The organism is Pseudomonas sp. Sample_16 (genome assembly GCF_004307665.1).
Classification (GTDB): Bacteria; Pseudomonadota; Gammaproteobacteria; order Pseudomonadales; family Pseudomonadaceae; genus Aquipseudomonas.
On sequence record NZ_RCOB01000123.1, the window covers coordinates 1 to 19,794 of the forward strand.

21 protein-coding genes are annotated in these 19,794 nt (G+C 60.0%); 9 read left to right on the top strand and 12 right to left on the bottom strand.

The window, feature by feature from the left end:
* Nucleotides 1-89 precede the first annotated feature (89 nt).
* Together D8U69_RS17100 and D8U69_RS17105 are read right to left on the bottom strand one after the other, a co-directional pair.
* On the bottom strand, nt 90-1,484 hold the full coding sequence (locus D8U69_RS17100; protein ID WP_056856725.1) for a HAMP domain-containing sensor histidine kinase: 1,395 nt from the start codon (nt 1,482-1,484) through the stop codon (nt 90-92).
* Nucleotides 1,462-2,145, bottom strand: coding sequence for a response regulator transcription factor (locus D8U69_RS17105; RefSeq protein WP_056856724.1), 684 nt, complete (start codon nt 2,143-2,145; stop codon nt 1,462-1,464). Before D8U69_RS17105 ends, D8U69_RS17100 begins: the two co-directional genes overlap by 23 nt.
* Nucleotides 2,146-2,412: 267 nt before the next feature.
* Here D8U69_RS17105 and D8U69_RS17110 point away from each other — a divergent pair, with 267 nt between their 5' ends.
* From D8U69_RS17110 to D8U69_RS17120, 3 genes are all read left to right on the top strand, one after another.
* On the top strand, nt 2,413-3,342 hold the full coding sequence (locus D8U69_RS17110) for a hypothetical protein (protein WP_130904622.1): 930 nt from the start codon (nt 2,413-2,415) through the stop codon (nt 3,340-3,342).
* Nucleotides 3,343-3,837: 495 nt separating this feature from the next.
* Nucleotides 3,838-4,242 carry a TraR/DksA family transcriptional regulator gene (locus tag D8U69_RS17115; protein ID WP_003225981.1) on the top strand — a complete coding sequence of 135 codons (405 nt, stop codon included), beginning with the start codon at nt 3,838-3,840 and terminating at the stop codon, nt 4,240-4,242.
* Between the two features lie 245 nt (nt 4,243-4,487).
* Nucleotides 4,488-6,092: a methyl-accepting chemotaxis protein gene (locus D8U69_RS17120; RefSeq protein ID WP_130907778.1), complete on the top strand. Its 1,605-nt coding sequence runs from the start codon at nt 4,488-4,490 to the stop codon at nt 6,090-6,092.
* A 75-nt stretch (nt 6,093-6,167) separates the two neighbouring features.
* Here the strand turns inward: D8U69_RS17120 and D8U69_RS17125 are convergent, their stop codons facing one another.
* From D8U69_RS17125 to D8U69_RS29795, 3 genes are all read right to left on the bottom strand, one after another.
* Entirely contained in the window at nt 6,168-6,407 is a 240-nt protein-coding gene (locus D8U69_RS17125) for a DUF2789 domain-containing protein (RefSeq protein WP_056856721.1), read from the bottom strand.
* Between the two features lie 137 nt (nt 6,408-6,544).
* Nucleotides 6,545-6,775 (bottom strand): hypothetical protein, encoded by a 231-nt coding sequence (locus D8U69_RS17130; RefSeq protein WP_056856720.1) that lies wholly within the window; start codon nt 6,773-6,775, stop codon nt 6,545-6,547.
* A 161-nt stretch (nt 6,776-6,936) separates the two neighbouring features.
* Nucleotides 6,937-7,173 carry a hypothetical protein gene (locus D8U69_RS29795; protein ID WP_130907779.1) on the bottom strand — a complete coding sequence of 79 codons (237 nt, stop codon included), beginning with the start codon at nt 7,171-7,173 and terminating at the stop codon, nt 6,937-6,939.
* Between the two features lie 432 nt (nt 7,174-7,605).
* Here D8U69_RS29795 and D8U69_RS17140 point away from each other — a divergent pair, with 432 nt between their 5' ends.
* The 4 genes from D8U69_RS17140 to D8U69_RS17155 all read left to right on the top strand — a co-directional run bounded on the left by D8U69_RS17140 (nt 7,606) and on the right by D8U69_RS17155 (nt 10,057).
* Entirely contained in the window at nt 7,606-8,055 is a 450-nt protein-coding gene (locus D8U69_RS17140; RefSeq protein ID WP_177434434.1) for a hypothetical protein, read from the top strand.
* Nucleotides 8,055-8,258, top strand: a complete 204-nt coding sequence (locus tag D8U69_RS17145; RefSeq protein ID WP_056856718.1) for a hypothetical protein — start codon at nt 8,055-8,057, stop codon at nt 8,256-8,258. The genes D8U69_RS17140 and D8U69_RS17145 overlap by 1 nt, the downstream gene beginning before the upstream one ends.
* 118 nt (nt 8,259-8,376) lie before the next feature.
* A complete protein-coding gene (locus D8U69_RS17150; protein ID WP_056856717.1) occupies nt 8,377-9,393 on the top strand; it encodes an ABC transporter substrate-binding protein in 1,017 nt (338 codons plus the stop codon).
* A gap of 226 nt (nt 9,394-9,619) precedes the next feature.
* The gene (locus D8U69_RS17155; protein WP_130907780.1) at nt 9,620-10,057 is read left to right on the top strand and encodes a DUF3995 domain-containing protein; all 438 of its coding nucleotides are present in this window, start codon (nt 9,620-9,622) and stop codon (nt 10,055-10,057) included.
* 23 nt (nt 10,058-10,080) lie between these two features.
* On the opposite strand, the gene D8U69_RS17160 is transcribed toward D8U69_RS17155, so the two are convergent.
* The 7 genes from D8U69_RS17160 to D8U69_RS17190 all read right to left on the bottom strand — a co-directional run bounded on the left by D8U69_RS17160 (nt 10,081) and on the right by D8U69_RS17190 (nt 17,413).
* On the bottom strand, nt 10,081-10,440 hold the full coding sequence (locus D8U69_RS17160; RefSeq protein WP_056856715.1) for a Na+/H+ antiporter subunit G: 360 nt from the start codon (nt 10,438-10,440) through the stop codon (nt 10,081-10,083).
* Entirely contained in the window at nt 10,437-10,715 is a 279-nt protein-coding gene (locus D8U69_RS17165; protein WP_056856714.1) for a K+/H+ antiporter subunit F, read from the bottom strand. Before D8U69_RS17165 ends, D8U69_RS17160 begins: the two co-directional genes overlap by 4 nt.
* The gene (locus D8U69_RS17170) at nt 10,712-11,200 is read right to left on the bottom strand and encodes a Na+/H+ antiporter subunit E (protein ID WP_130907781.1); all 489 of its coding nucleotides are present in this window, start codon (nt 11,198-11,200) and stop codon (nt 10,712-10,714) included. The genes D8U69_RS17165 and D8U69_RS17170 overlap by 4 nt, the downstream gene beginning before the upstream one ends.
* On the bottom strand, nt 11,197-12,882 hold the full coding sequence (locus tag D8U69_RS17175) for a monovalent cation/H+ antiporter subunit D (RefSeq protein ID WP_130907782.1): 1,686 nt from the start codon (nt 12,880-12,882) through the stop codon (nt 11,197-11,199). Before D8U69_RS17175 ends, D8U69_RS17170 begins: the two co-directional genes overlap by 4 nt.
* Nucleotides 12,879-13,223: a Na+/H+ antiporter subunit C gene (locus D8U69_RS17180; RefSeq protein WP_007986256.1), complete on the bottom strand. Its 345-nt coding sequence runs from the start codon at nt 13,221-13,223 to the stop codon at nt 12,879-12,881. Before D8U69_RS17180 ends, D8U69_RS17175 begins: the two co-directional genes overlap by 4 nt.
* Nucleotides 13,223-16,141 carry a monovalent cation/H+ antiporter subunit A gene (locus tag D8U69_RS17185; protein WP_056856711.1) on the bottom strand — a complete coding sequence of 973 codons (2,919 nt, stop codon included), beginning with the start codon at nt 16,139-16,141 and terminating at the stop codon, nt 13,223-13,225. The genes D8U69_RS17180 and D8U69_RS17185 overlap by 1 nt, the downstream gene beginning before the upstream one ends.
* A 243-nt stretch (nt 16,142-16,384) precedes the next feature.
* Nucleotides 16,385-17,413: a DMT family transporter gene (locus tag D8U69_RS17190; RefSeq protein WP_056856710.1), complete on the bottom strand. Its 1,029-nt coding sequence runs from the start codon at nt 17,411-17,413 to the stop codon at nt 16,385-16,387.
* On the opposite strand from D8U69_RS17190, the gene D8U69_RS17195 reads away from it, so the two are divergent.
* Both D8U69_RS17195 and D8U69_RS17200 read left to right on the top strand, forming a co-directional pair.
* The gene (locus D8U69_RS17195) at nt 17,408-17,971 is read left to right on the top strand and encodes an XRE family transcriptional regulator (protein ID WP_056856709.1); all 564 of its coding nucleotides are present in this window, start codon (nt 17,408-17,410) and stop codon (nt 17,969-17,971) included. The genes D8U69_RS17190 and D8U69_RS17195 overlap by 6 nt on opposite strands.
* An 84-nt stretch (nt 17,972-18,055) precedes the next feature.
* Entirely contained in the window at nt 18,056-19,501 is a 1,446-nt protein-coding gene (locus tag D8U69_RS17200) for an FAD/NAD(P)-binding protein (RefSeq protein ID WP_130904615.1), read from the top strand.
* The last annotated feature ends 293 nt before the right edge of the window (nt 19,502-19,794 follow it).

A 19,794-nucleotide genomic window follows, 5' to 3' on the forward strand; every position in this document is an offset into this window, starting at 1 on the left:
AAAGGGACGCGGAGCGTCCCAGGCTGCATTCCCACGCGGAGCGTGGGAACGATCATGAGGGTGCATTGCCACGCGGAGCGTGGGAACGATCATGAGGGGGTAATCAAACTCTCCCGACAATCGAGCACCAGCCGCGCTCCACCCAGTTCACTGTTACCCACCTCCAGCGCAAACCCATGCAGGCTTGCGATGGCTGCGACGATCGACAGGCCCAGGCCGAAACCGCTTTTCAGATTGCCCGCTTCGGCGCGATAAAAACGCTGGAACACGGCTTCGCGTTCGGCTTCGGGAATGCCTGGCCCGGAATCGAGCACTTCGATGCGGGTATGTCCGTCATGATTGATCCCGCGCAAAATCACCTGGCCGCCTGGCGGGGTGAATTTGATCGAGTTGCTCAACAGGTTGGCCAGCGCTTCGAACAGCAAGGCGCGGTCGCCATTGAGTGGCGGCAATGATTCAGGCAGTTGCAGCTCGAACGTCAGGCCGTCGTCCTCTGCCAAGGGCAGATAAAACTCATGCAACTCTCGCAACAACGACACCGGGTCCAGTTGCACGAAGCCGGAGCGGCGCTGGCGATCCTCCAGTTCGGAAATCCGCAGCAGGCCACGAAACCGCGCCATCAGCGTGTCGGCTTCGCCCAGCACCAGATCCAGTTGCGCCGCTTGCGGCGTACCTTCACCGGCTTGTTGTTGCATGCGGTAAAGCTGCGCGCGCAAGCGCGTAAGTGGCGTGCGCAGGTCATGGGCGATGTTGTCGCACACGCCTTTGACCTCATGCATCAGGCGCTCGATGCGTTCGAGCATGGCGTTGACGATGGCCGCAAGCATGTCCAGTTCATCCCGGCGATTGGACAGCGGCAAGCGTCGGGTGAGGTCGCCGGCGACGATGGCTTCGGCGCTGGCCTGAATCGCGCGGATCCGCCGAAGCGGGCGGCGACGCAACAAATGCCAACCGACGATGCCCGGCAGGATGGTCAGGGTCACACCCCAGAACAGCGCGTGCAGAATGATCCGGGTGACGGCAAACAGCGAACCGTTGTCACGCACCAGCACCAGCAACAGGCCGTCGCGGGTCTGGGTCGCCACGGCATCGCAGCTGTCATTGGGCAGCGTCGGGTCGTCGGAGTCGGCGCAATCGCTGAGCATGTGGATCTTGCCGTCCAGCGGCAGGCCACGGGGGATGTGGTCCAGGGCGCCGCTCAGATATCGGTGCTGCTGATCGAACAGGCCATAACCGTCGATGCCGCGGATATCGAAGGTCATGCTGACGGCGAGCGCGTCCACCAGTTGTTCGCCCTGGAATCGCGAAAACAGATGCTGACGCTGCATCAGCGAATGCTTGGCCAGGTTGTCGAGGTAGGCGGATACCTCGAAGTACATGACGCCCATGAGAATGCCGCTCCAGACCACGAACAGCGCACTGTAGAGCGCGAGCAAGCGACTGCTGGAAGAGCGCCAGCCTTTAGACGGGTTCGGCAATGACATAACCCGAGCCTCGCACGGTTCGAATCAAGGGGACATTGCCAGGTGGGTCGATCTTTTTGCGCAAGCGGCCAATGTGTACGTCGATCAGGTTGGTGCCGGGGTCGAAGTGATAACCCCAGACTTCTTCGAAAATCATCATCCGCGACAGGATCTGCCCAGTGTTGCGCATGAGGAATTCCAGCAGTTTGTATTCGGTGGGCAACAGCGTGAGCAATTGCCCGTCGCGGCTGGCTTCGTGGCTGATCAGGTTCAGTTCCAGATCCGCTACCCGTAACGTGGTGGCCTGGGCGGTGCCGGTGTTCTGCCGACGCAGCAGGACTTCGACCCGGGCAGCCATCTCATCGGTGGCGAAGGGTTTGGTCAGGTAGTCATCGCCACCGGCGCGCAAACCGCGCACGCGCTCATCGACGTCGGAAAGGGCGCTGATCATCAGGATTGGCGTGGCGACACCCATGGATCGTAGCGTGGTCACAATCGCCAGGCCGTCGAGTTCGGGCAGCATGCGGTCGAGGGTGATCAGGTCATAGTTGCCGCTGACCGCTCGTTCCAGCCCTTCACGGCCGTTGTCGACCCAGTCGACGTCGAGGCCGTGGCTGCTCAATTCAGCGACGATTTCACGGGCGGTCACGGCGTCGTCTTCAATGGTCAAGATGCGGGTCATGGGGCTGGCCTGATGAAATGTTCACAACGTTGTGCAGCATTTTGCCAAGAAATGATCGCAGGCTTTCTAAATAAAAGTTCATGGACGCTTCAATGCATAAAACCCGCTGAGTCTGCCCGTTCGTTGCATATTGCAAGAAGCTGCGAAGTTCAAACTTTTTATCACGTTGAAAAACAAGGATTTATTCCAGGTGCGCGGCTGGCACGGTGTCTGCAATTGCTATTTCGAGAGTTGTAACACCATTTTTCTGCCTGGAGCGACAAAACAATGAATAGATCCTCTGATGGTTTCTATCCTGCCGTAGATGAGGCGAGCACGCTTTCGGGTGTGTCATGGGGGGCGATTTTCGCCGGGGCCGCCGCTGCCGCGGCGTTGTCGCTGATCCTCGTGCTGCTCGGTTTTGGCCTCGGGTTCTCCGCGGTTTCGCCGTGGGCCAATGAAGGTGTGAGCGCCAAGACCCTTGGCGTTTCGACGATTGTCTGGTTGGCCTTCACGCAAATCGTTGCATCGGGGCTCGGTGGTTACATCGCCGGACGGCTGCGGGTGAAATGGGCCTTCATGCACACCGATGAAGTTTACTTCCGTGACACTGCCCACGGTTTTCTGGCTTGGTGCGTGGCGACGCTGGTGACTGCAACGCTGGTGGCCGGTTCGGTCAGCAGTGTGGTCAGTGGTGGCGTGCAAGCCGGGGCGCAAGTCGTCGGTGGCGCCGCCAGTGCTGCCACGCAAGCGGCGGGCACGGCGGCTGCCAACACCAACAGTGATCAATACGGTTATTACATCGACAGACTGTTTCGCGATGATCGTCCGGCTGCCGTCAGTGATGATGCCGCCCGTGGCACCGTGACCCGCATCTTCGTGCGCTCCTTGAGCGACGGGCAACTGTCTGCCGAAGACCGTACCTACCTGGCGCAATTGGTCGCACAGCGGACCAACCTGACCCAGGCCGACGCGGAGCGTCGTGTCGATGAAGTCTATGCCCGCACGCAAAAAGCGGTGGCCGATGCCAAGCAGGCCGCGCAAGAGGCGGCAGACACCGCTGCCAAGGTCGCGGCCTGGAGCACCCTTTGGATGTTTGTCGCGCTGTTGGCGGGTGCATTCTTTGCCAGCCTGGCCGCAACGTTCGGTGGTCGTCGCCGGGATGCCGTTGTGTACCTGGAAGCCGACGACTATGTAACCACCACTACGAATCGTTAAATCAGGAGCATCATCATGCGTTCATTACTGCTGTTCTTTCTCGGCGTACCGATCCCGATCATCATCCTGATCGCCTTGTTAATGTAATCCCATCCTTGTCGGTGCTGTACCGCGCCATCGCGAGCCATCTCGCGATGGCGTTCGTTTATGTGGCGATTCAGCGCAGACCCGTTCGGGCGCCCACCTTGTCTGCGCTTCAGGGACAGGCAAACGCAGCCGTTTATCTTCTATATACCTGTGCTGGATTGAATTTCTTGCTATAAACGCACTCCGATAGCCACCTCGATGCCTGCCATAGAGCATTTTCGTGGCTTTGTCGGACAAATTCGCTGTCTTTTCAGTTGCTGAGGCCTCGACTCGGCCTTAGACTGCCGCCCCTCGTAAATTGAGTGCCGGGTGGCGCTTGGTATAAACGGCGCCTTTCCGAAGACCTGTACCGGTCTGCCGGAACGCTCCCTAATTCGCCTTAATGCACGTTTTTTTATAGAGATATCAATGACAAAGGACAAGTTGCTGGCCATGCCGGCGGATGACTACATGAACGCCGAGCAACACGCTTTTTTCACTGAGCTGTTGCAGAACATGAAAGTCGAAACCCATGAGCGCATCGAACAGAACCGCATCGCCATTGAAAGCCTGGATACTCCGGCCGATCCGGCTGACGCGGCTTCCGTCGAAGAAGAGCGTACCTGGCTGGTGAACGCGATCGATCGCGACCAGCGTATGCTGCCTCAGTTGGAACAAGCCCTTGAACGCATCAAGGAAGACAGCTTCGGCTGGTGCGACGACAGCGGCGAGGCAATCGGCCTCAAGCGTCTGCTGATCAGTCCGACCACCAAGTACTGCATCGAAGCTCAAGAGCGTCACGAGCAAATCGACAAGCACCAGCGTCAGGCCTGATTCTGCGGGGTAGCCCATTAAATCGGGCTGCCTTTGAAAAGATCGCAGCCTTCGGCAGCGCCTACAGGTTCAAGTGAACCCGAGCAGGCGCTGCAGAAGGCTGCGATCTTGCTTTTCGACGTCTACAGAAATCCCTCACGTCTATTGATCTACTGCAACGTCCACGACTAAAGGCTCATAGATAATGGCCCTATAGTGGCGTTTAATGCGAAGACAACAATTAGAAGATGTTTGGGGTGACAACGATGACGAGAGACGAGTCTCTGGTTGCGGCCGTGCCTGCACCAGTATTTCTGCCGAAAAACCGCTGGTTCGCACCGACCCTGCAAAGTATCGCCCTGATCTTGTTGCTGTGTGGCATGACATTGGCAGGATGGTCGCTTTACCTTGGGCTGCCGTTGGCTGTGCTGATCATCTGGCTGCCTCGCCTGCGTTCACGCGCAACGCCCCAAGCCGCGCCCCTTGATACAGCCAGTGCCATTTCCACGCTGACTCGCGATCTCTCCTACACCACCAGTCACAATGCGCTGTCAGCCGCTGGCGTGGCCTTTTCGGTCAAGCAGTTGGCCGACAAGCTGCAATCGCAACTCGGCGCTGCCGCACAAATCGTCAGTAACGCTGAGGTCATGATCGCTACCGAACAAGCCACGTCGATGCTCAGTCGCGAGGCGTTGAGTGCTGCCAGTGAGGCTCATCAGAGTGGTGCAGTGGGGCGCGCCGAGTTGATCGAGTCGATTGCGCGCATGCACCAGCTCAGCCAGCGCGCCAACAGCAGTCGTGAATTGATCGAAGCCTTGAGCCTGCGCAGCGATGATATCCAGCGCGTTACCCTGGTGATTCAGTCCATCGCCAGCCAGACCAACCTGCTGGCGTTGAACGCTGCAATCGAAGCGGCAAGGGCTGGAGAGCACGGCCGTGGTTTCGCGGTGGTCGCCGACGAAGTCCGCGGTCTCGCTGCGCGAACAGCGGCGGCGACTGGAGAGGTCGGCGAAATGGTGGCCGATATCCGGCAACGCACCGCCCAGGTGGTGGAACAGATCCGTCAGCTGTCCAGCGACCTGGACAGCGGTGTCGAGCAGGTCGAGCACACCGGTCAGCAACTGGAAAACATCGCCCGCCTGGCCGCCAGCGTCGAGAATCAGGTTGGGGAAATCGCCCGCGGCGCCGACACCAATCGCGAGCAACTCGATAGCTTGTTTCACGCCATTGAACAGATGCGCGGTGACCTGGCGATCAGCGACCAGCAGACCCGGCGCCTCGCCGAGGCCGCGGTACAGATGGAAGGCCAGGCCGAAACCATCAGCGAACGCCTGGCTGAAGTGGGTCTGGATGACTATCACCAGCGTATCTATGACCTGGCCCGGGAGGGTGCCAGCCAGATTGCCGCGCGTTTCGAAGCGGACATTGATGCAGGCCGGATAAGCGTCGATGACCTGTTCGATCGAAATTATCAGGCGATCCCCAACACCAGTCCGGCGAAGTTCCAGACTCGTTTCGACCGCTACACCGATCAGGTCTTGCCGAGTATTCAGGAACCGTTGTTGCCGCGTCATGAAGGACTGGTGTTCGCCATCGCCTGCACTCAGCAGGGCTACGTGCCGACCCACAACGCGGTTTTCAGCCAGCCACTGACAGGCGATGCCGAGGTCGATACCGTGCACAACCGAACCAAACGCAAATTTGCTGACCGCACGGGGATCCGCTGTGGCAGCCATCAGCAACCAGTGTTGCTACAAACCTACACCCGTGACACCGGTGAGCTGATGCATGACCTGTCAGTGCCGATCATGCTCAAGGGGCGGCATTGGGGTGGGTTGCGCCTGGGTTACAGGCCGGAAAAACCGCGCTAGTGCAAGCGCAGGCGTGCAAGGCTGCCTGGTTGGCACAGTAGAAAGCCGAGCCCGTGGCAGCCAGCACCCATGCCGCTAGTGAACCTGGTGCATGCGCAGGTTGAGGTCGTCGACCACCCGCGCCCAGTCGGCGTCTTCGCGCAGTTGTTCTTTGAGGAAACTGGCCTGCTGCGGTGTCCAGAACTCGGCATCAATGAGCTTCTTGTCATCGGGCAGCGGCGAATGGCTGGCAATGAAATCGTCGATAGCTTTCTGGGTGGAGTCCAGGCCGAGCTGGTCGAACAAACCTTTCAAGTCGTGGGTCGGTGATTCCATCTTCATCTCCTTGCTGATAATCGGTCGCGTACGAGCACTGAGCTTCGGCTCCATTACCTCTGAGCAAGCCGTGCTCCAGTAAGTTCGAAAGCGATGTTCAAACGCAGCAATGAGCATAGACGGCATAAAACCGGCTATCAGGCTTTCAATGCACCGGCGTCGACGGCAGCCTTTAGTTCCCGAGCGGACTCCTGCGCAGCGATGGCGGCGACTTCAGGGGTTTTGAACCAGCGATCTTTTTCGACCTGATGATAGGTCACGGCTTTTTGCGGTGGCTTGGCACGCATGACAATCACCGCCTGGAACTCGCCCTCAACTTCTCTGGCTTCGCCCCGGATAAAAAACTCACCGATATCAAATTCCGTCACGTAGCAGCCTTCCCTTGGAAATATATTGTTATGTTCAACGTCGTCCTCTTTGGCGGGACGCGTTTAATGGGTTCGGCAGTATGGCAGCAGTTGCGGGCCGGCGGCTGAGTTAAGTCGCCGGCACGACGAAACGTTTGAAGGCTGCGGTGCGGCAAAGGGAGTCAAGTGGGCGTCTCAAGCGCGCGGGCGAGGGCGCAAGCTTCGTTATGATCGCCACGGAAACCTCTTACATGCCCCGTGGAAATTTCTTTTATATGGAAGAACGCATTCCCGGCCAGGATCACCTGAAACCTGGGTGCTCGATGAGCATCACAGTGCGGCAACGCCGCCGGATACGGGGTTGAAGAAGTACCGGCGCTGGGAATCTGTGGGTGGGCGAAGTGTGTCAGTGTGCACATATGAAGTCCTTTTCGTTGTTTTGCCGACGTATGTACGTCGTTATGGGTAGTCTCAATGAGCATCGCTGCTCTAGAATCGGCATCACTGGTGGGTGATTGATGGTTATCTAAAGCAATTTTCGGCTGGCGATATGTCAGAAAAGTGCTTTTTTTTAAGAGTTTTTTCCCTGAAGTTGATAGTCCGTATTTCTCTGGCTGTAAGAAAGGCGTTTTCCTTCAACCTTTGACGAATGCCAGGCAAGGCGACACGAGCGATGTTCCAGTAGTCTGCTCAAGTCTCGTGATGGATGAGTCCTCTACTCGTTCAGGCTTTCAACCCGGGTCTTTCGGTTGCATTTTCGGCATTGCCGCCTTTTTCGGCTGTGCGCCTTTTCCGCGTGCGGCATCATTTTTAGATGTGGGGATGTTTCCTTGGCAGTAAGTAATCTTGATATGCATGCGTTGTTCGTTCTGGGTGATTTGCGCGCGAAGCTGGTAAAACTGTTCCAGTCACGTTTCGTCTACATCACCGAACAGAGTGCCGAAGGCATTTATGTGGCCGAGATCGATACCGAATCAGCATTGGTGGTGGACGACAAACCCGGACTCAAGCTCAAGGTCGGCGATCATTTCAGCGCATCGGTGTTGCCCAGCCGTGAAGGCGGCAAGCTGGAAATCAAGTTTCGCGAAATCAAACTGACGGTCTATGGCCTGGGCGACTATGCCTTTGTCACCACCGCCGATGGTCAGGCCATTCTGTTCAAGGAAGGTCATAGCGTGGTCACGGTGTTTGCCGCCCACCAGCAGTTGCAGGAAGGCCTGACCAAAACCCTCAAAGCGGTAACCGCCAAGGCAGCCAAATGGCGCAAGGGCGAACTGGTGACATTCAAGGCCAGCGAGTAATGACCCGGAACCGGGCCGACTTTCACCAACAGAACCAGGCTGGCGCACAAGCTGAAGCCTTGCGATTGTTCGAGCACAAAGCTGTGCTGCAGGGCGCCTGGCTGAATTGGGTGGCGTCACAGATCTACGCGCTGCGGCCGGCGGAGTACGCCAGCATGGTCAGAAGAGAACTGGCGCGCTTGCAGGAAACTTCCGAAAATTGATCCATGCCCCTCGAAAGCAGGAACCTCTACTACAGTCAGTTGACTGATTATTCAGAGGCTTTGCGGTCTTCTGCCAGGCCATCCTGCGATTGCTGTGAACAGCGCGAGGTGCAAAAGCATGAAAGGTTTTCGACGGTTGCTGGCTGCGCTTCTGGCCACTTGCGGTTTGATGACATCACCCGTTCCGGTACTGGCCGCTCAGGCGCCTATACATTTCGCCGACCTGAACTGGGAAAGCGGCAGCCTGATTACCGACATTCTGCGGATCATTGTCGAGAAGGGGTATGGACTGCCGACCGACACCTTGCCGGGTACGACCATTACCCTGGAAACCGCCCTGGCCAACAATGACATCCAGGTGATTGGCGAAGAGTGGGCCGGGCGCAGTCCGGTGTGGGTCAAGGCCGAGGCCGAGGGCAAGGTCGCGAGCCTCGGCGATACGGTCAAGGGGGCCACCGAAGGCTGGTGGGTGCCGGAATACGTGATCAAGGGTGATCCGGCCAAGGGCATCAAGCCGATGGCGCCGGACTTGCGCAGTGTCAGCGACCTGCCCAGGTACAAGGACGTGTTCAAGGACCCGGAAACCCCGAACAAGGGGCGCTTCCTCAACAGCCCGATTGGCTGGACGTCGGAAGTGGTCAACAAGCAGAAGCTCAAGGCCTATGGGTTGGACGACAGCTATGTGAACTTCCGCAGCGGTTCGGGGGCGGCGCTGGACGCCGAAATCAGTTCTTCGATTCGCCGGGGCAAACCGGTGCTGTTCTATTACTGGTCACCGACGCCGCTGCTCGGTCGTTTCAAACTGATCCAGCTGGAAGAGCCGCCATTCGACGCCGAAGCCTGGAAGACCCTGACTGACGCCGATAACCCCAATCCGCAACCGACCCGGTCGCTGCCCTCCAAGCTGTCCATTGGCGTGTCCACGCCGTTCCAGAAGCAATACCCGCAGATTGCCGAGTTCTTCGCCAAGGTTGATTTTCCGATCGAACCGTTGAACAAAGCCCTGGCTGAAATGAGCGAAAAACACACCGCGCCGCGTCAGGCGGCCGAGGATTTCATGAAGAAGCATCCCGACGTGTGGAAAGCGTGGGTGCCGAAGGAGGTGGCGGACAAGGTGTCTGCCGAGCTCAAATAAAGTGTGAGTCCGCAACCGCCTTCGCGAACAAGCCCGCTCCCACATTGGTTTCAGGGGACCAGAAATTGCGTCGACCTGGATCTGAAGTGGACGTGGGCTTGTTCGCAAAGCTTTTTGAAAGTTGCGTGTTGCCCCCTCGTTTATCAGCTTGCGTACCAGCGGTCGTGCACATCAAGAAAAGCCGGCTAGGATGATTTGACCAAATCCCTTTCAAGGATCTTCAACCATGACCTTTGCGTTGGCTCAATGGCTGGTGACGATATTTGCGGTGATTGCTCTGGTACACGTTTATTGGGCGTTCGGCGGCGAATGGGCGTCGGTGGCGGCCGTTCCTCAAGTGCCTCAGGAAGGCGGCAAGCCAATGCGCCCGGCCTTCAAGCCGCGAGGCTGGCTCACGCTAATGGTGGCGGCAGCCTTGATGGTGATAGCCCTGTTGGTGTGTTTGCGAGTCGGCTGGTGGTTGCCGCAGGTGCACCATCAAGTGTTGCAGTGGGTCATCAGTGCGATTGCGCTGTTGCTGTTCGCCCGGGCCATTGGCGATTCGGAGCTGGTGGGTTTTTTCAAGGAGATAAAAGGTTCCAGGTTTGCCCGGTGGGATACCTGGGTTTACTCGCCGTTATGTGTGGTGTTGGGAGGCGGGCTGTTGGCGGTGGCCTGGATCTGAACAGCCAACCTGTAGCCTCGCTCCTACGTGTTTTCCGTCCGCCGACTCGAAACCTCGGCCGGCACATCATCCCCGGCCATGCGCTTGCGAAAGAGCGCCGCTCGCGCCAGTAACAATGTCGTGACCGGTACGGTGATCGCCAGCAGGATCGGGATCAGCCAGGCATGCAGCACCGGCGTGGACTTCAACGCCGAAAAGTAGATGATCGAAGCCAAGGCCACGCACCATGCGCCCAACGTCGAAGCCAGGGCCGGCGGATGCATGCGCTGGAAGTAATCCTTCATGCGCAGTAATCCCGTGGCGCCAATCAGCGCGAACAGGCCGCCGAGCACCAGCAGGATAGCCACCGGAATTTCCACCCAGAGAGACAGTTCTGCGTTCATTCGATCACCTCGCCGCGCAGCAGGAATTTCGCCAGTGCAAACGAGCCGACGAAGCCAAACAGCGCGATCAACAGCGCCGCTTCAAAATACGTGTCACTGGCATAGCGAATGCCCAGGGTCAGCATCATCAGCATCGCGATGATGTACAGATAATCCAGCGCCAGAACCCGATCCTGGGCTGACGGACCTTTGAACAGGCGGATAAGCGTAAGGATCATCGCCACGGAAAACAGGAACAGGCTGAGCAAAATCGCGTTCGACAGCAGGGGACTCATTCGAAGATCTCCATCAGCGGGCGCTCGTAAGTCACCTTGAAGTGTTCAATGAATTGCGCTTCGTCATCCAGATCGAAAACGTGCAGCAACAAAATGCTGCGGTCCAGCGCCAGTTCCGACCAGACTGTGCCGGGCACCACGGTGCAGATCATCGACAGCGCGGCCAGGCCATTGGCATCGCGCAGGTCCAGCGGCACTTTCACGAAGTGTGAGCGGGGCGGACGGCGGCCGGCATTCAGCACACCCCAGGCCACGGCCAGGTTGGACGCCAGCACATCACGCCCCACCACCAGGAACAGGCGCAGGATCACCCCCGGTCGGCGAATGCGGATCGGCAGCGGGCGCAACTTGCGCATCATCAGTGGCGCACAGACCCCAAGCACGGCGCCCAGCAGCAGGTTGCCGGGGCTCATCGACAGGTTCAGCGCCAGCCACAACAGCCACAGGGCCAGTGACAACCACGGCGCAGGAAACAGACGCTTCATGGTTGAACCTCCAGCAGCGCAGCCCTGGCTTGCGGACTTGGCACCGCGCGGGTGCCGAGCACGGCCATCACGTACTGCTGAGGGTTGTTCAAGGCGTGGGCGGCTGCCTGGGTATAACGCAACAGCGGCTCGGCCTGGAAGGTCAGCGCAATGCTCAACCCCAGCAGGGCGAAAATCGGCACGCACTCCAAGCGCCGCAGCACGGGCGATGGCCGTTCTGCCGGGGTCCAGAAACGCTGGATGCCCAGCCGCGAAAAAGCCAGCAGCGAGGCCAGCCCGGAAAGAATCAGCAATGCCAGCAAACCCCATGCGGCATTCGAGATCGGCGCTTCACTGCCATTGCCCAAACCCATGGGATTGAGCAGGGCGCTGAGCAGGCTCAGTTTACCGATGAACCCGGACAGCGGCGGCATGCCGATGATCAGCAAGGCGCAGGCGATGAAGCTCAGGCCGAGAAATGCCATGGTCCATGGAATCACTTGGCCGACCACGGCTTTGCGGTCGTCGTCGAGGTTGATGCCTTTGGCCGGATGCAGCGATTCCAGCGGCCGCGGCAGCATCTCGTTTTCATCCTCCAGCGGGATTTCGTTGGCCGAGCGCGAACGTTCGATCAACTCGGCCAGCAGGAACAGCGCGCTCAAGGCCAGGGTCGAACTGACCAGATAAAACAATGCCGCGCCAATCAGGTTGGGCTGGGCGAAGCCAATGGCCGACAGCAGAATCCCCGCTGACACCAGAATGCTCAGGCTGGCCATGCGTTCCAGGCGCTGCGCGGCAATGATCGCCACCGCTGCGCAAATGATGGTTGCCATGCCACCGTAGATCAGCCAGTCACCACCGAAGTACGCCGACGCTCCGGCCTGTCCGGAAAACAGCAGCGTCCACAGGCGCAGCAGGGTATAGATGCCGACCTTGGTCATGATCGCAAACATCGCGGCGACCGGCGCGCTCGCCGATGAATACGCCGGCACCAGCCAGAAGTTCAACGGCCACATGCCGGCCTTGGCCAGGAACGCTACCGCCAGAATCCCCGCGCCGGCATGCAGCAGTCCGCGATCGGCTTGCGCTACCAGCGGGATTTTCAGTGCCAGGTCCGCCATGTTCAGGGTACCGGTGACACCGTAGATCAGCGCTGCACCGATCAGGAACAGGGTCGAGGCCAATAGGTTGATCGAGATGTAATGCAACCCCGAAGACACCCGCGCCCGACCCGACCCATGCAGCATCAGGCCATAAGAAGCGGCCAGCAGCACCTCGAAGAACACGAACAGGTTGAACAGGTCCGCCGTGAGGAACGCGCCATACAAGCCCATCAACTGAATCTGGAACAGCGCGTGGAAGCTCGAGCCGGCGCTGTCCCAGCGCGCCATGGCGAACAGCAGGGCGCAGACGCCGATGATCCCGGTGAGCACCAGCATCAACGCAGACAGACGATCGACCACCAGCACCAGGCCGAACGGCACTTGCCAGTTACCCGGCAGGTACACGCCGATGGAGCCGGGCACGTCAGTGGTTTGCGTCCATTGCAGCAGCAGAACGGAGATGCCGAGTCCGAGCAGGCTGGAAAACAGATTGATTTTGGCTTTGAGCGGGCGATGTTTCTCGCCGAGCATCAGCATGATCGCGGCGGTCAGCAGCGGTAGCAGGATGGGCGCGGCGATCAGGTGCGTCATTGCATTCATTCTTTAGGCTCCCGGCCATCCACATGGTCGGTGCCGGTCAGGCCCCGGGAGGCCAGCAAAACCACCAGAAACAGCGCGGTCATGGCGAAACTGATGACAATCGCCGTCAGCACCAGCGCTTGCGGCAAGGGATCGGTGTAGTGCAGCAGGTCCTGCGGTACGCCGTCCTTGATGATCGGCTCTTTGCCGATGAACAGGCTGCCCATGCTGAAGATGAACAGGTTGACGCCATAGGACAGCAGGCACAGACCCATGACCACCTGGAACGTCCGTGGACGCAGGATCAACCAGACGCCGGACGCGGCCAGGACGCCGATGGCGATTGCGATGACTTCTTCCATCAGACGGCCTCCTTGATGGCGACGGGTTTCGGCTGGGCCGCGGTTTTGTGACCGCGGACCGATTGGTGCGCCAGCGCTGTGAGGATCAACAGCGTCGAACCGACCACCACCGCATACACGCCAACGTCGAAGAACAGTGCGCTGGCGAGGTGAATATCGCCCAGTAGCGGCAGGTCGAAATGCCAGGTATGCGTGGTCAGGAACGGATAGCCGACCACCATCGCACCAAGCCCGGTGAGTGTGGCGAACAGCAAGCCGACACTCATCCAGCGCAGCGGCCGCAGGCTCATTTGCGCCTCGACCCACTGGGTACCGGCAACCATGTATTGCAGGATGAACGCCACCGACATCACCAGCCCGGCAACAAAGCCGCCGCCCGGTTGGTTGTGCCCACGCATGAACAGGTAGAACGACACCACCAGCGCAATCGGCAGCAACAGGCGCACCAGCACCGCCGGCACCATCATGAAGCCGAGCGCGGTGTCGCTGGCGTGACGCGGGTTGACCAGGTCGGTGACCACGTCAGGCGCGAGCAAACGCTGTTGAGCGGGCAATTGCAGGCTTTCTTTCGGTGGGCGGAACCGCCGCAGCAGGGCGAACACCGTCAGCGCCACAGCCGCCAGTACGGTGATTTCGCCGAGGGTATCGAAGCCGCGGAAGTCCACCAGCATGACGTTGACCACGTTGCTGCCGCCACCTTCGGGCAAGGCTCGGCTGAGGTAGAACGAAGAAATGTCGTTGGGTGTCTGGCGCGTCAGCATCGCGTACGACAGCAACGCCATGCCGCCGCCGACCACGATCGACAGCAACAGGTCGCGGATACGCCGGATGCGCGCCTTGCGCAGGCTGCTCGGCAGTGGCGAAACCTCTTCGATCCGTCGCGGCAACCAGCGCAGGCCCAGCAGGATCAGCACCGTGGTCACCACTTCGACCACCAGTTGTGTCAGGGCCAGGTCCGGCGCCGAGAACCAGACGAAAGTCACACAGGTCATCAGACCGCAGACACTGACCATGGTCAGGGCCGCGAGACGGTGGTACTTGGCCTGATACGCCGCGCCGAGTGCGCAGGCAATCGCCAGCAACCAGAGGATGACGAACACGATCGAACCCGGAATTTTCGGCCGGTCGCCCCAGCTCAAGCTGCTGTGCAGCATCGGAATCAACCCGGCCAGTACGGCGGCGAGGACCATCAGGAACAATTGGGTTTGCAGGCGCTTGGTACTGATGCGCCGTTCCAGGCGCCGGGCCATGTGCATCTTGAGCACCAGCGTCAGTTCGAACAGGCGCTTGCCGTTCAATCGACCCACCAGCGGCGGATGGCTGAAGCGACCGCGCTTGAGCTGGTTGCGCAACAGCAGGTAGAGCAGCACACCACAGGACATGGCGATCAGGCTCATGATCATCGGCGCGTTCAGGCCATGCCAGATGGCCAGGCTGTACTCCGGCAATTGACCGCCAACCACCGGCTGCGCCGCCGCCGCCAGCAACGGGCCGACCACTTGCGCGGGGAAGATCCCGACCACCAGGCAAGTGAACACCAGCAGCTCGACCGGCGCGCGCATCCAGCGCGGCGGCTCATGCGGGGTGTGGGGCAAATCGGTGGCGGGCGGGCCGAAGAACACATCCACGGTGAAGCGCAGGGAGTAGGCGACGCTGAAGGTCCCGGCGATGGTCGCGACGATCGGCAACGTCGCTTCGACCCAGGCCGTGGCGTTGATGAACACGGTTTCGGCGAAGAACATTTCCTTCGAGAGAAAGCCGTTGAGCAATGGCACGCCGGCCATGGAGGCGCTGGCGACCATGGCCAGGGTTGCGGTAAACGGAATCAGTTTGACCAGGCCGCTGAGTTTACGAATGTCGCGGGTGCCGCTTTCGTGGTCGATGATCCCGGCGGCCATGAACAATGAGGCCTTGAACGTGGCGTGGTTAAGAATGTGGAACACCGCGGCGACGGCGGCCAGCGGGCTGTTCAGGCCGAGCAGCAGGGTGATCAGGCCCAGGTGGCTGATGGTCGAATAGGCCAGCAGACCCTTGAGGTCGTTCTGGAACATCGCGCAGTAGGCACCGAGCAACAGGGTGCAGGCCCCGGCGCCGCTGACGATGTAGAACCATTCTTCACTGCCGGACAGCGAAGGCCACAGCCGCGCCAGCAGAAACACACCGGCCTTGACCATCGTCGCCGAGTGCAGATAGGCCGACACCGGTGTCGGCGCCGCCATGGCGTGGGGCAGCCAGAAGTGGAAGGGGAACTGCGCACTTTTGCTCAGTGCGCCGATCAGGATCAGGGGGAGCAGGATAGGGTAGAGGGCATGTGCGCGAATCAGCTCGCCGGCGGCCAGGACCTTGTCCAGGTCATAGCTGCCGACCACATGGCCGAGCAACATGACCCCCGCCAGCAGGCACAATCCGCCGGCGCCGGTGACCATCAGCGCCATGTAGGCGCCACGCCGCGCATCGGCGCGGTGGTGCCAGTAGCCGATCAACAGGAACGAAAAGAGGCTGGTCAGCTCCCAGAAAAATACCATCTGGATCAGGTTGCCCGAGATCACCAGCCCCAGCATGGCCCCCATGAACGCCAGGAAAAACGCGAAGAACCGTGGCACCGGATCATCCGGCGACATGTAGTAACGGGCGTACAGCGACACCAGCGCGCCGATGCCCAGCACCAGCATCGAAAACAGCCAGGCAAAACCGTCCATGCGCAGGACGAAATTCAGCCCCAGGCTCGGCAGCCAGAAGAATTCTTCACGGATCACGCCGCCATCGGCGATTTGCGGGTACAGGAGGGCGACCTGGACGGTGCCGATCAGGGCAACCAGGCCAGCCAGCAGCGATTCGGTATTACGCGCATTGTGTGGCAGCACTGCTGCCAGACAGCTGCCCATGAAAGGCAGAAGCAGTAGAACTATCAGGGACATAGGCTTCTAATCTGCGGAAGTTTGTGAAGCATCATACGTGCCAGCTCCCGGATCACCAAACGCCAAGCTGTCGCAGAATCCTACAAGGTAGACGGAAAAAGCCTGTTTCACATGGTTTCAAGCAACAGCTTTGCCGATCGTTCCCACGCTTTGCGTGGGAGTGCCTCAATGGACGCTCCGAGTCCGGCTGTAAAGGGACGCGGAGCGTCCCGGGCTGCATTCCCACGCAAAGCGTGGGAACGATCAATGCTCCGCTTCGCGGTCCAGATCGTCCTCGATTTCAACAGCCGCCTTACCCTTGGTCTTCAACTCACTGACAATCACCGCCGCCACGATCAACCCTGCGCCCAGCAAGGCAATCGCCGGCAAACGTTCCCCGGCAATGCGGCCGACAATCCCGGCCCACACCGGCTCGCCGGCATAAATCAACGTAGCGCGGGTCGGCGAAACGCTCTTCTGTGCCCAGTTCATCGCCACCTGGATCGCCGCACTTGCCGCGCCCAACCCCAAGGCGCTGCACAACAGTAGCCAGGAGAAGTCCGGAATATGTTCCTGGGTCGGCACTACCATCAGGAACGACAGCAGGGAAGTGACTGCCAGTTGCACTACCGTCACGCGTTTAACATCGACCTGGCCGGCAAAGTTGCTGATCAGAATGATCTCCGCCGCAATGGCAATCGCGCTGATCAATGTGGCAATTTCACCGGGGCTGAAATTCAGCTCAGCGCCGGAAGGCCCCGACAGCAGCATCAATCCGGTAAACGCCAACATGATCCCGATGCTCGGCATCAGCCCCGGTCGACGGCCCAGCACCAGCCATTGCAGCAATGGTACAAAAGGCACGTAAAGCGCAGTAATGAACGCCGACTGGCTGCTGGGAATACTCTGCAAGCCAACGGTCTGCAAGCCGTAACCGAGCATGATTGCCACGCCGATAAAGGCGCCGGCCTTGAGTTCGAACAAAGTAAGTTGTCGCAGGCTGCGCCAGGAGAACAAGGCGACGATGATGGCGGCAGCGGCAAAGCGCAGGCCGACGAAAAACATCGGACCGCTGACGGTCATCGCATGCTGGACCAGCAAAAAGGTCCCGCCCCAGACCATGGTGATCAACACCAGTACGCATTCGGCCTTGCTGAGCCGAAGGAAGCGGGAGGAATTCTGAGAGGTGTTCGCCGACGTCATGATCTTGCGTGCTACCTGAGGGGGACGCACAATGCGCCGGAAGTTGGGCAGTATACTGCGCAGCACCATCAAGTGAGCAATATAGTGCACAAAGATTCCACGCAACGGGCTTCGGTCCTCCAGCACGTCAGCCAGAACGTTCGACGTCTGCGTCATGCCGCCGACATGAGCCAGAGTGCTTTGGCGGAAAAGTCCGGTGTCAGCCGCCGCATGCTGGTGGCTATCGAAGCCGGTGAAAAGAACGTCAGCCTGACCACGCTCGACCGTGTGGCCGAGGCGTTGGACGTGGCGTTCAGCGATCTGATCCAGGCGCCCGATGCCCGCGACCATAGCCGCATCAACGAACTGGCCTGGGCCGGTACGATCCCTGGCAGCAAGGCCGTATTGCTGGCCAAGGCCAATGCCACCCGAGAAGTCGAACTGTGGGAATGGCGCCTTGAACCGGGCGAGCATTATCCGTCGGAGCCGGATGCCGATGGCTGGAGCGAGCAGTTCTACGTCTTCGAAGGTTGCCTCACCGTGATGGTGGGCGATGTACCGCACACGATCGCCGCTGGTGAGTTTTTCATGTTCTCCAGTAACCAACCGCATTCCTATCGCAACGATGGATCGGTGGCGGTGCGGTTCGTGCGTAACGTGGTGATTTGAGCCAGTCAAGTGGCGTCAGCGAGTTGCTGGTCAAGGCGAATTGCATGATGTCTACTCAGGTAAACAGGGAACAGTGAGAACGGCATGAGTGAAACCCAAAGCGGACAGGCGCCCGACGCCATTCGTCACGCGGACATCCTGATCATCGGTGGTGGCCTCAGCGGCGCGATGTTGGCGGCGCAGTTGTTGCGTCTGCCGGGCAAGCGCAACTTGCTGGTGATCGAACCGCGCGCCGAACTTGGCCGCGGCGAGGCCTACAGCGCTGTGGAGCTGGGCCATACGCTCAACGGCAACGCCGCGCGCATGAGCGTCGACCCGGACAACGCCGATGACCTGACCCAATGGCTGACCGAATACATTGCCGCCGGTGGCTGGCCGGAATCGGATGAGCAGCCTGTGCCGATCAGTGAATTGTTCCCGCCGCGGGGGATATTCGGCCTGTATGTGCAGCAGCGTCTGGCCGAGGCGCAGGTGGTGGGCGCTCTGCACGGTTCGACGGTCGAACATGTGCGCGCCGAGGTGGTGGATCTGCAAACCGATGCGCAATCGGTGCGTTTGCATTTGAGCGACGGCCAGCGCTTGCAGGGCTCGTTCGCGGTGCTCGCCACCGGAATGTTCCCCGCCGCGCGCACACCGCAAACCCAATCCAGTGGCTTGAACGCGGCGGCGCTCGATCCGTGGGATGTGGCGGCGATGCAGCAGCTCGATCCACAGTCGACAGTGCTGATCATCGGCTCTGGCCTGACCATGGTCGATGCCGTGGTGTCGTTGGAACAGGCCGGGCATCGCGGGCCGATCGAGGTGTTTTCCCGTCACGGCTTGCTGCCCCACGTGCGGCGGCAACCACCGGCCTGGGTGGATTTTCTCGCGCAGGACCACAGTATCCGCACACCTCGCCAGTTGATGCGCGAACTGCGTCGACATTGCCGCGAAGCCATCGCCCAGGGCATCGACTGGCAAGCGCCGCTGGATACGGTGCGCGCGCATATCGGTCGCTTGTGGAATCAGGCGACCGATGTGCAGCGCCGACAGTTTGTCCGCCACGTGCGACCATGGTGGGAAAGCCATCACCACCGCTCGCCACCCCTGAGCGCCGAACTGGTGGAGCGCTTGCACGGGGAAGGGCGGTTGCGGATTCAAGCCGCATCGTTCAAAGGGCTGGAGCCTGCTGCGAACGGTGGCGTGAGCATTCGTATTCGTCGCAGAGGTGAAGCGCAAACGGTTGTCGTCAGTGGCGCGGCGTTGATCAACTCCAGCGGCATCGAGTACGACTGGCGGCGGGTGGCGCGGCCATTGCCCCAGCAATTGCTGGCACGTGGGCTGATTCGGCCCGGGCCATTGGCGCTGGGAATTGCCGCCGAAGCAGACGGTGCGCTGCTGGACGCCGAAGGGCGGACTGCTGAGCGGTTGTTCGCCATGGGGCCGCCATTGCGCGGGATGTGGTGGGAAAGTACGGCGGTCACTGACGTCGCAAGCCAGGCCAAGGCCCTAGCCGCTCGTCTGGTGACATCGCAAATGCTCGGGGAATGACGCTGTGGCGAGCGAGCTTTCTCACGCTTGAGTGCGTAGCGCTCACAAAAACCTGGGGCCGCTGCGCAGCCCAGCGCGAGCAAGCTCGCTCGCCACACCACACACCACAAATGCAGAAACCCCGCTTGTTTGGCGGAGTTTCCTGTTTCAAGCAGCCCAAGGCCGTTGATCAATAACGCTGATATTTGGAGCCGAACTCGGGGGACATAGAGCTTGCTCGCCAGTTGTCTTTCGGGGATGACGTTGTGGCGAGCGAGCTTGCTCGCGCTTGAGTGCGTAGCGCTCACAAAAAC

Bases quoted from the DNA above. Each gene is read 5' to 3' on its own strand.
- D8U69_RS17160 (WP_056856715.1), bottom strand. From the start codon at position 10,440: ATGAACGCAGAACTGTCTCTCTGGGTGGAAATTCCGGTGGCTATCCTG.
- D8U69_RS17165 (WP_056856714.1), bottom strand. From the start codon at position 10,715: ATGAGTCCCCTGCTGTCGAACGCGATTTTGCTCAGCCTGTTCCTGTTT.
- D8U69_RS17110 (WP_130904622.1), top strand. From the start codon at position 2,413: ATGAATAGATCCTCTGATGGTTTCTATCCTGCCGTAGATGAGGCGAGC.
- D8U69_RS17175 (WP_130907782.1), bottom strand. From the start codon at position 12,882: ATGAATGCAATGACGCACCTGATCGCCGCGCCCATCCTGCTACCGCTG.
- D8U69_RS17140 (WP_177434434.1), top strand. From the start codon at position 7,606: ATGCATGCGTTGTTCGTTCTGGGTGATTTGCGCGCGAAGCTGGTAAAA.
- D8U69_RS17145 (WP_056856718.1), top strand. From the start codon at position 8,055: ATGACCCGGAACCGGGCCGACTTTCACCAACAGAACCAGGCTGGCGCA.
- D8U69_RS17115 (WP_003225981.1), top strand. From the start codon at position 3,838: ATGACAAAGGACAAGTTGCTGGCCATGCCGGCGGATGACTACATGAAC.
- D8U69_RS17150 (WP_056856717.1), top strand. From the start codon at position 8,377: ATGAAAGGTTTTCGACGGTTGCTGGCTGCGCTTCTGGCCACTTGCGGT.
- D8U69_RS17125 (WP_056856721.1), bottom strand. From the start codon at position 6,407: ATGGAATCACCGACCCACGACTTGAAAGGTTTGTTCGACCAGCTCGGC.
- D8U69_RS17185 (WP_056856711.1), bottom strand. From the start codon at position 16,141: ATGTCCCTGATAGTTCTACTGCTTCTGCCTTTCATGGGCAGCTGTCTG.
- D8U69_RS29795 (WP_130907779.1), bottom strand. From the start codon at position 7,173: ATGTGCACACTGACACACTTCGCCCACCCACAGATTCCCAGCGCCGGT.
- D8U69_RS17100 (WP_056856725.1), bottom strand. From the start codon at position 1,484: ATGTCATTGCCGAACCCGTCTAAAGGCTGGCGCTCTTCCAGCAGTCGC.
- D8U69_RS17105 (WP_056856724.1), bottom strand. From the start codon at position 2,145: ATGACCCGCATCTTGACCATTGAAGACGACGCCGTGACCGCCCGTGAA.
- D8U69_RS17155 (WP_130907780.1), top strand. From the start codon at position 9,620: ATGACCTTTGCGTTGGCTCAATGGCTGGTGACGATATTTGCGGTGATT.
- D8U69_RS17200 (WP_130904615.1), top strand. From the start codon at position 18,056: ATGAGTGAAACCCAAAGCGGACAGGCGCCCGACGCCATTCGTCACGCG.
- D8U69_RS17180 (WP_007986256.1), bottom strand. From the start codon at position 13,223: ATGGAAGAAGTCATCGCAATCGCCATCGGCGTCCTGGCCGCGTCCGGC.
- D8U69_RS17170 (WP_130907781.1), bottom strand. From the start codon at position 11,200: ATGAAGCGTCTGTTTCCTGCGCCGTGGTTGTCACTGGCCCTGTGGCTG.
- D8U69_RS17120 (WP_130907778.1), top strand. From the start codon at position 4,488: ATGACGAGAGACGAGTCTCTGGTTGCGGCCGTGCCTGCACCAGTATTT.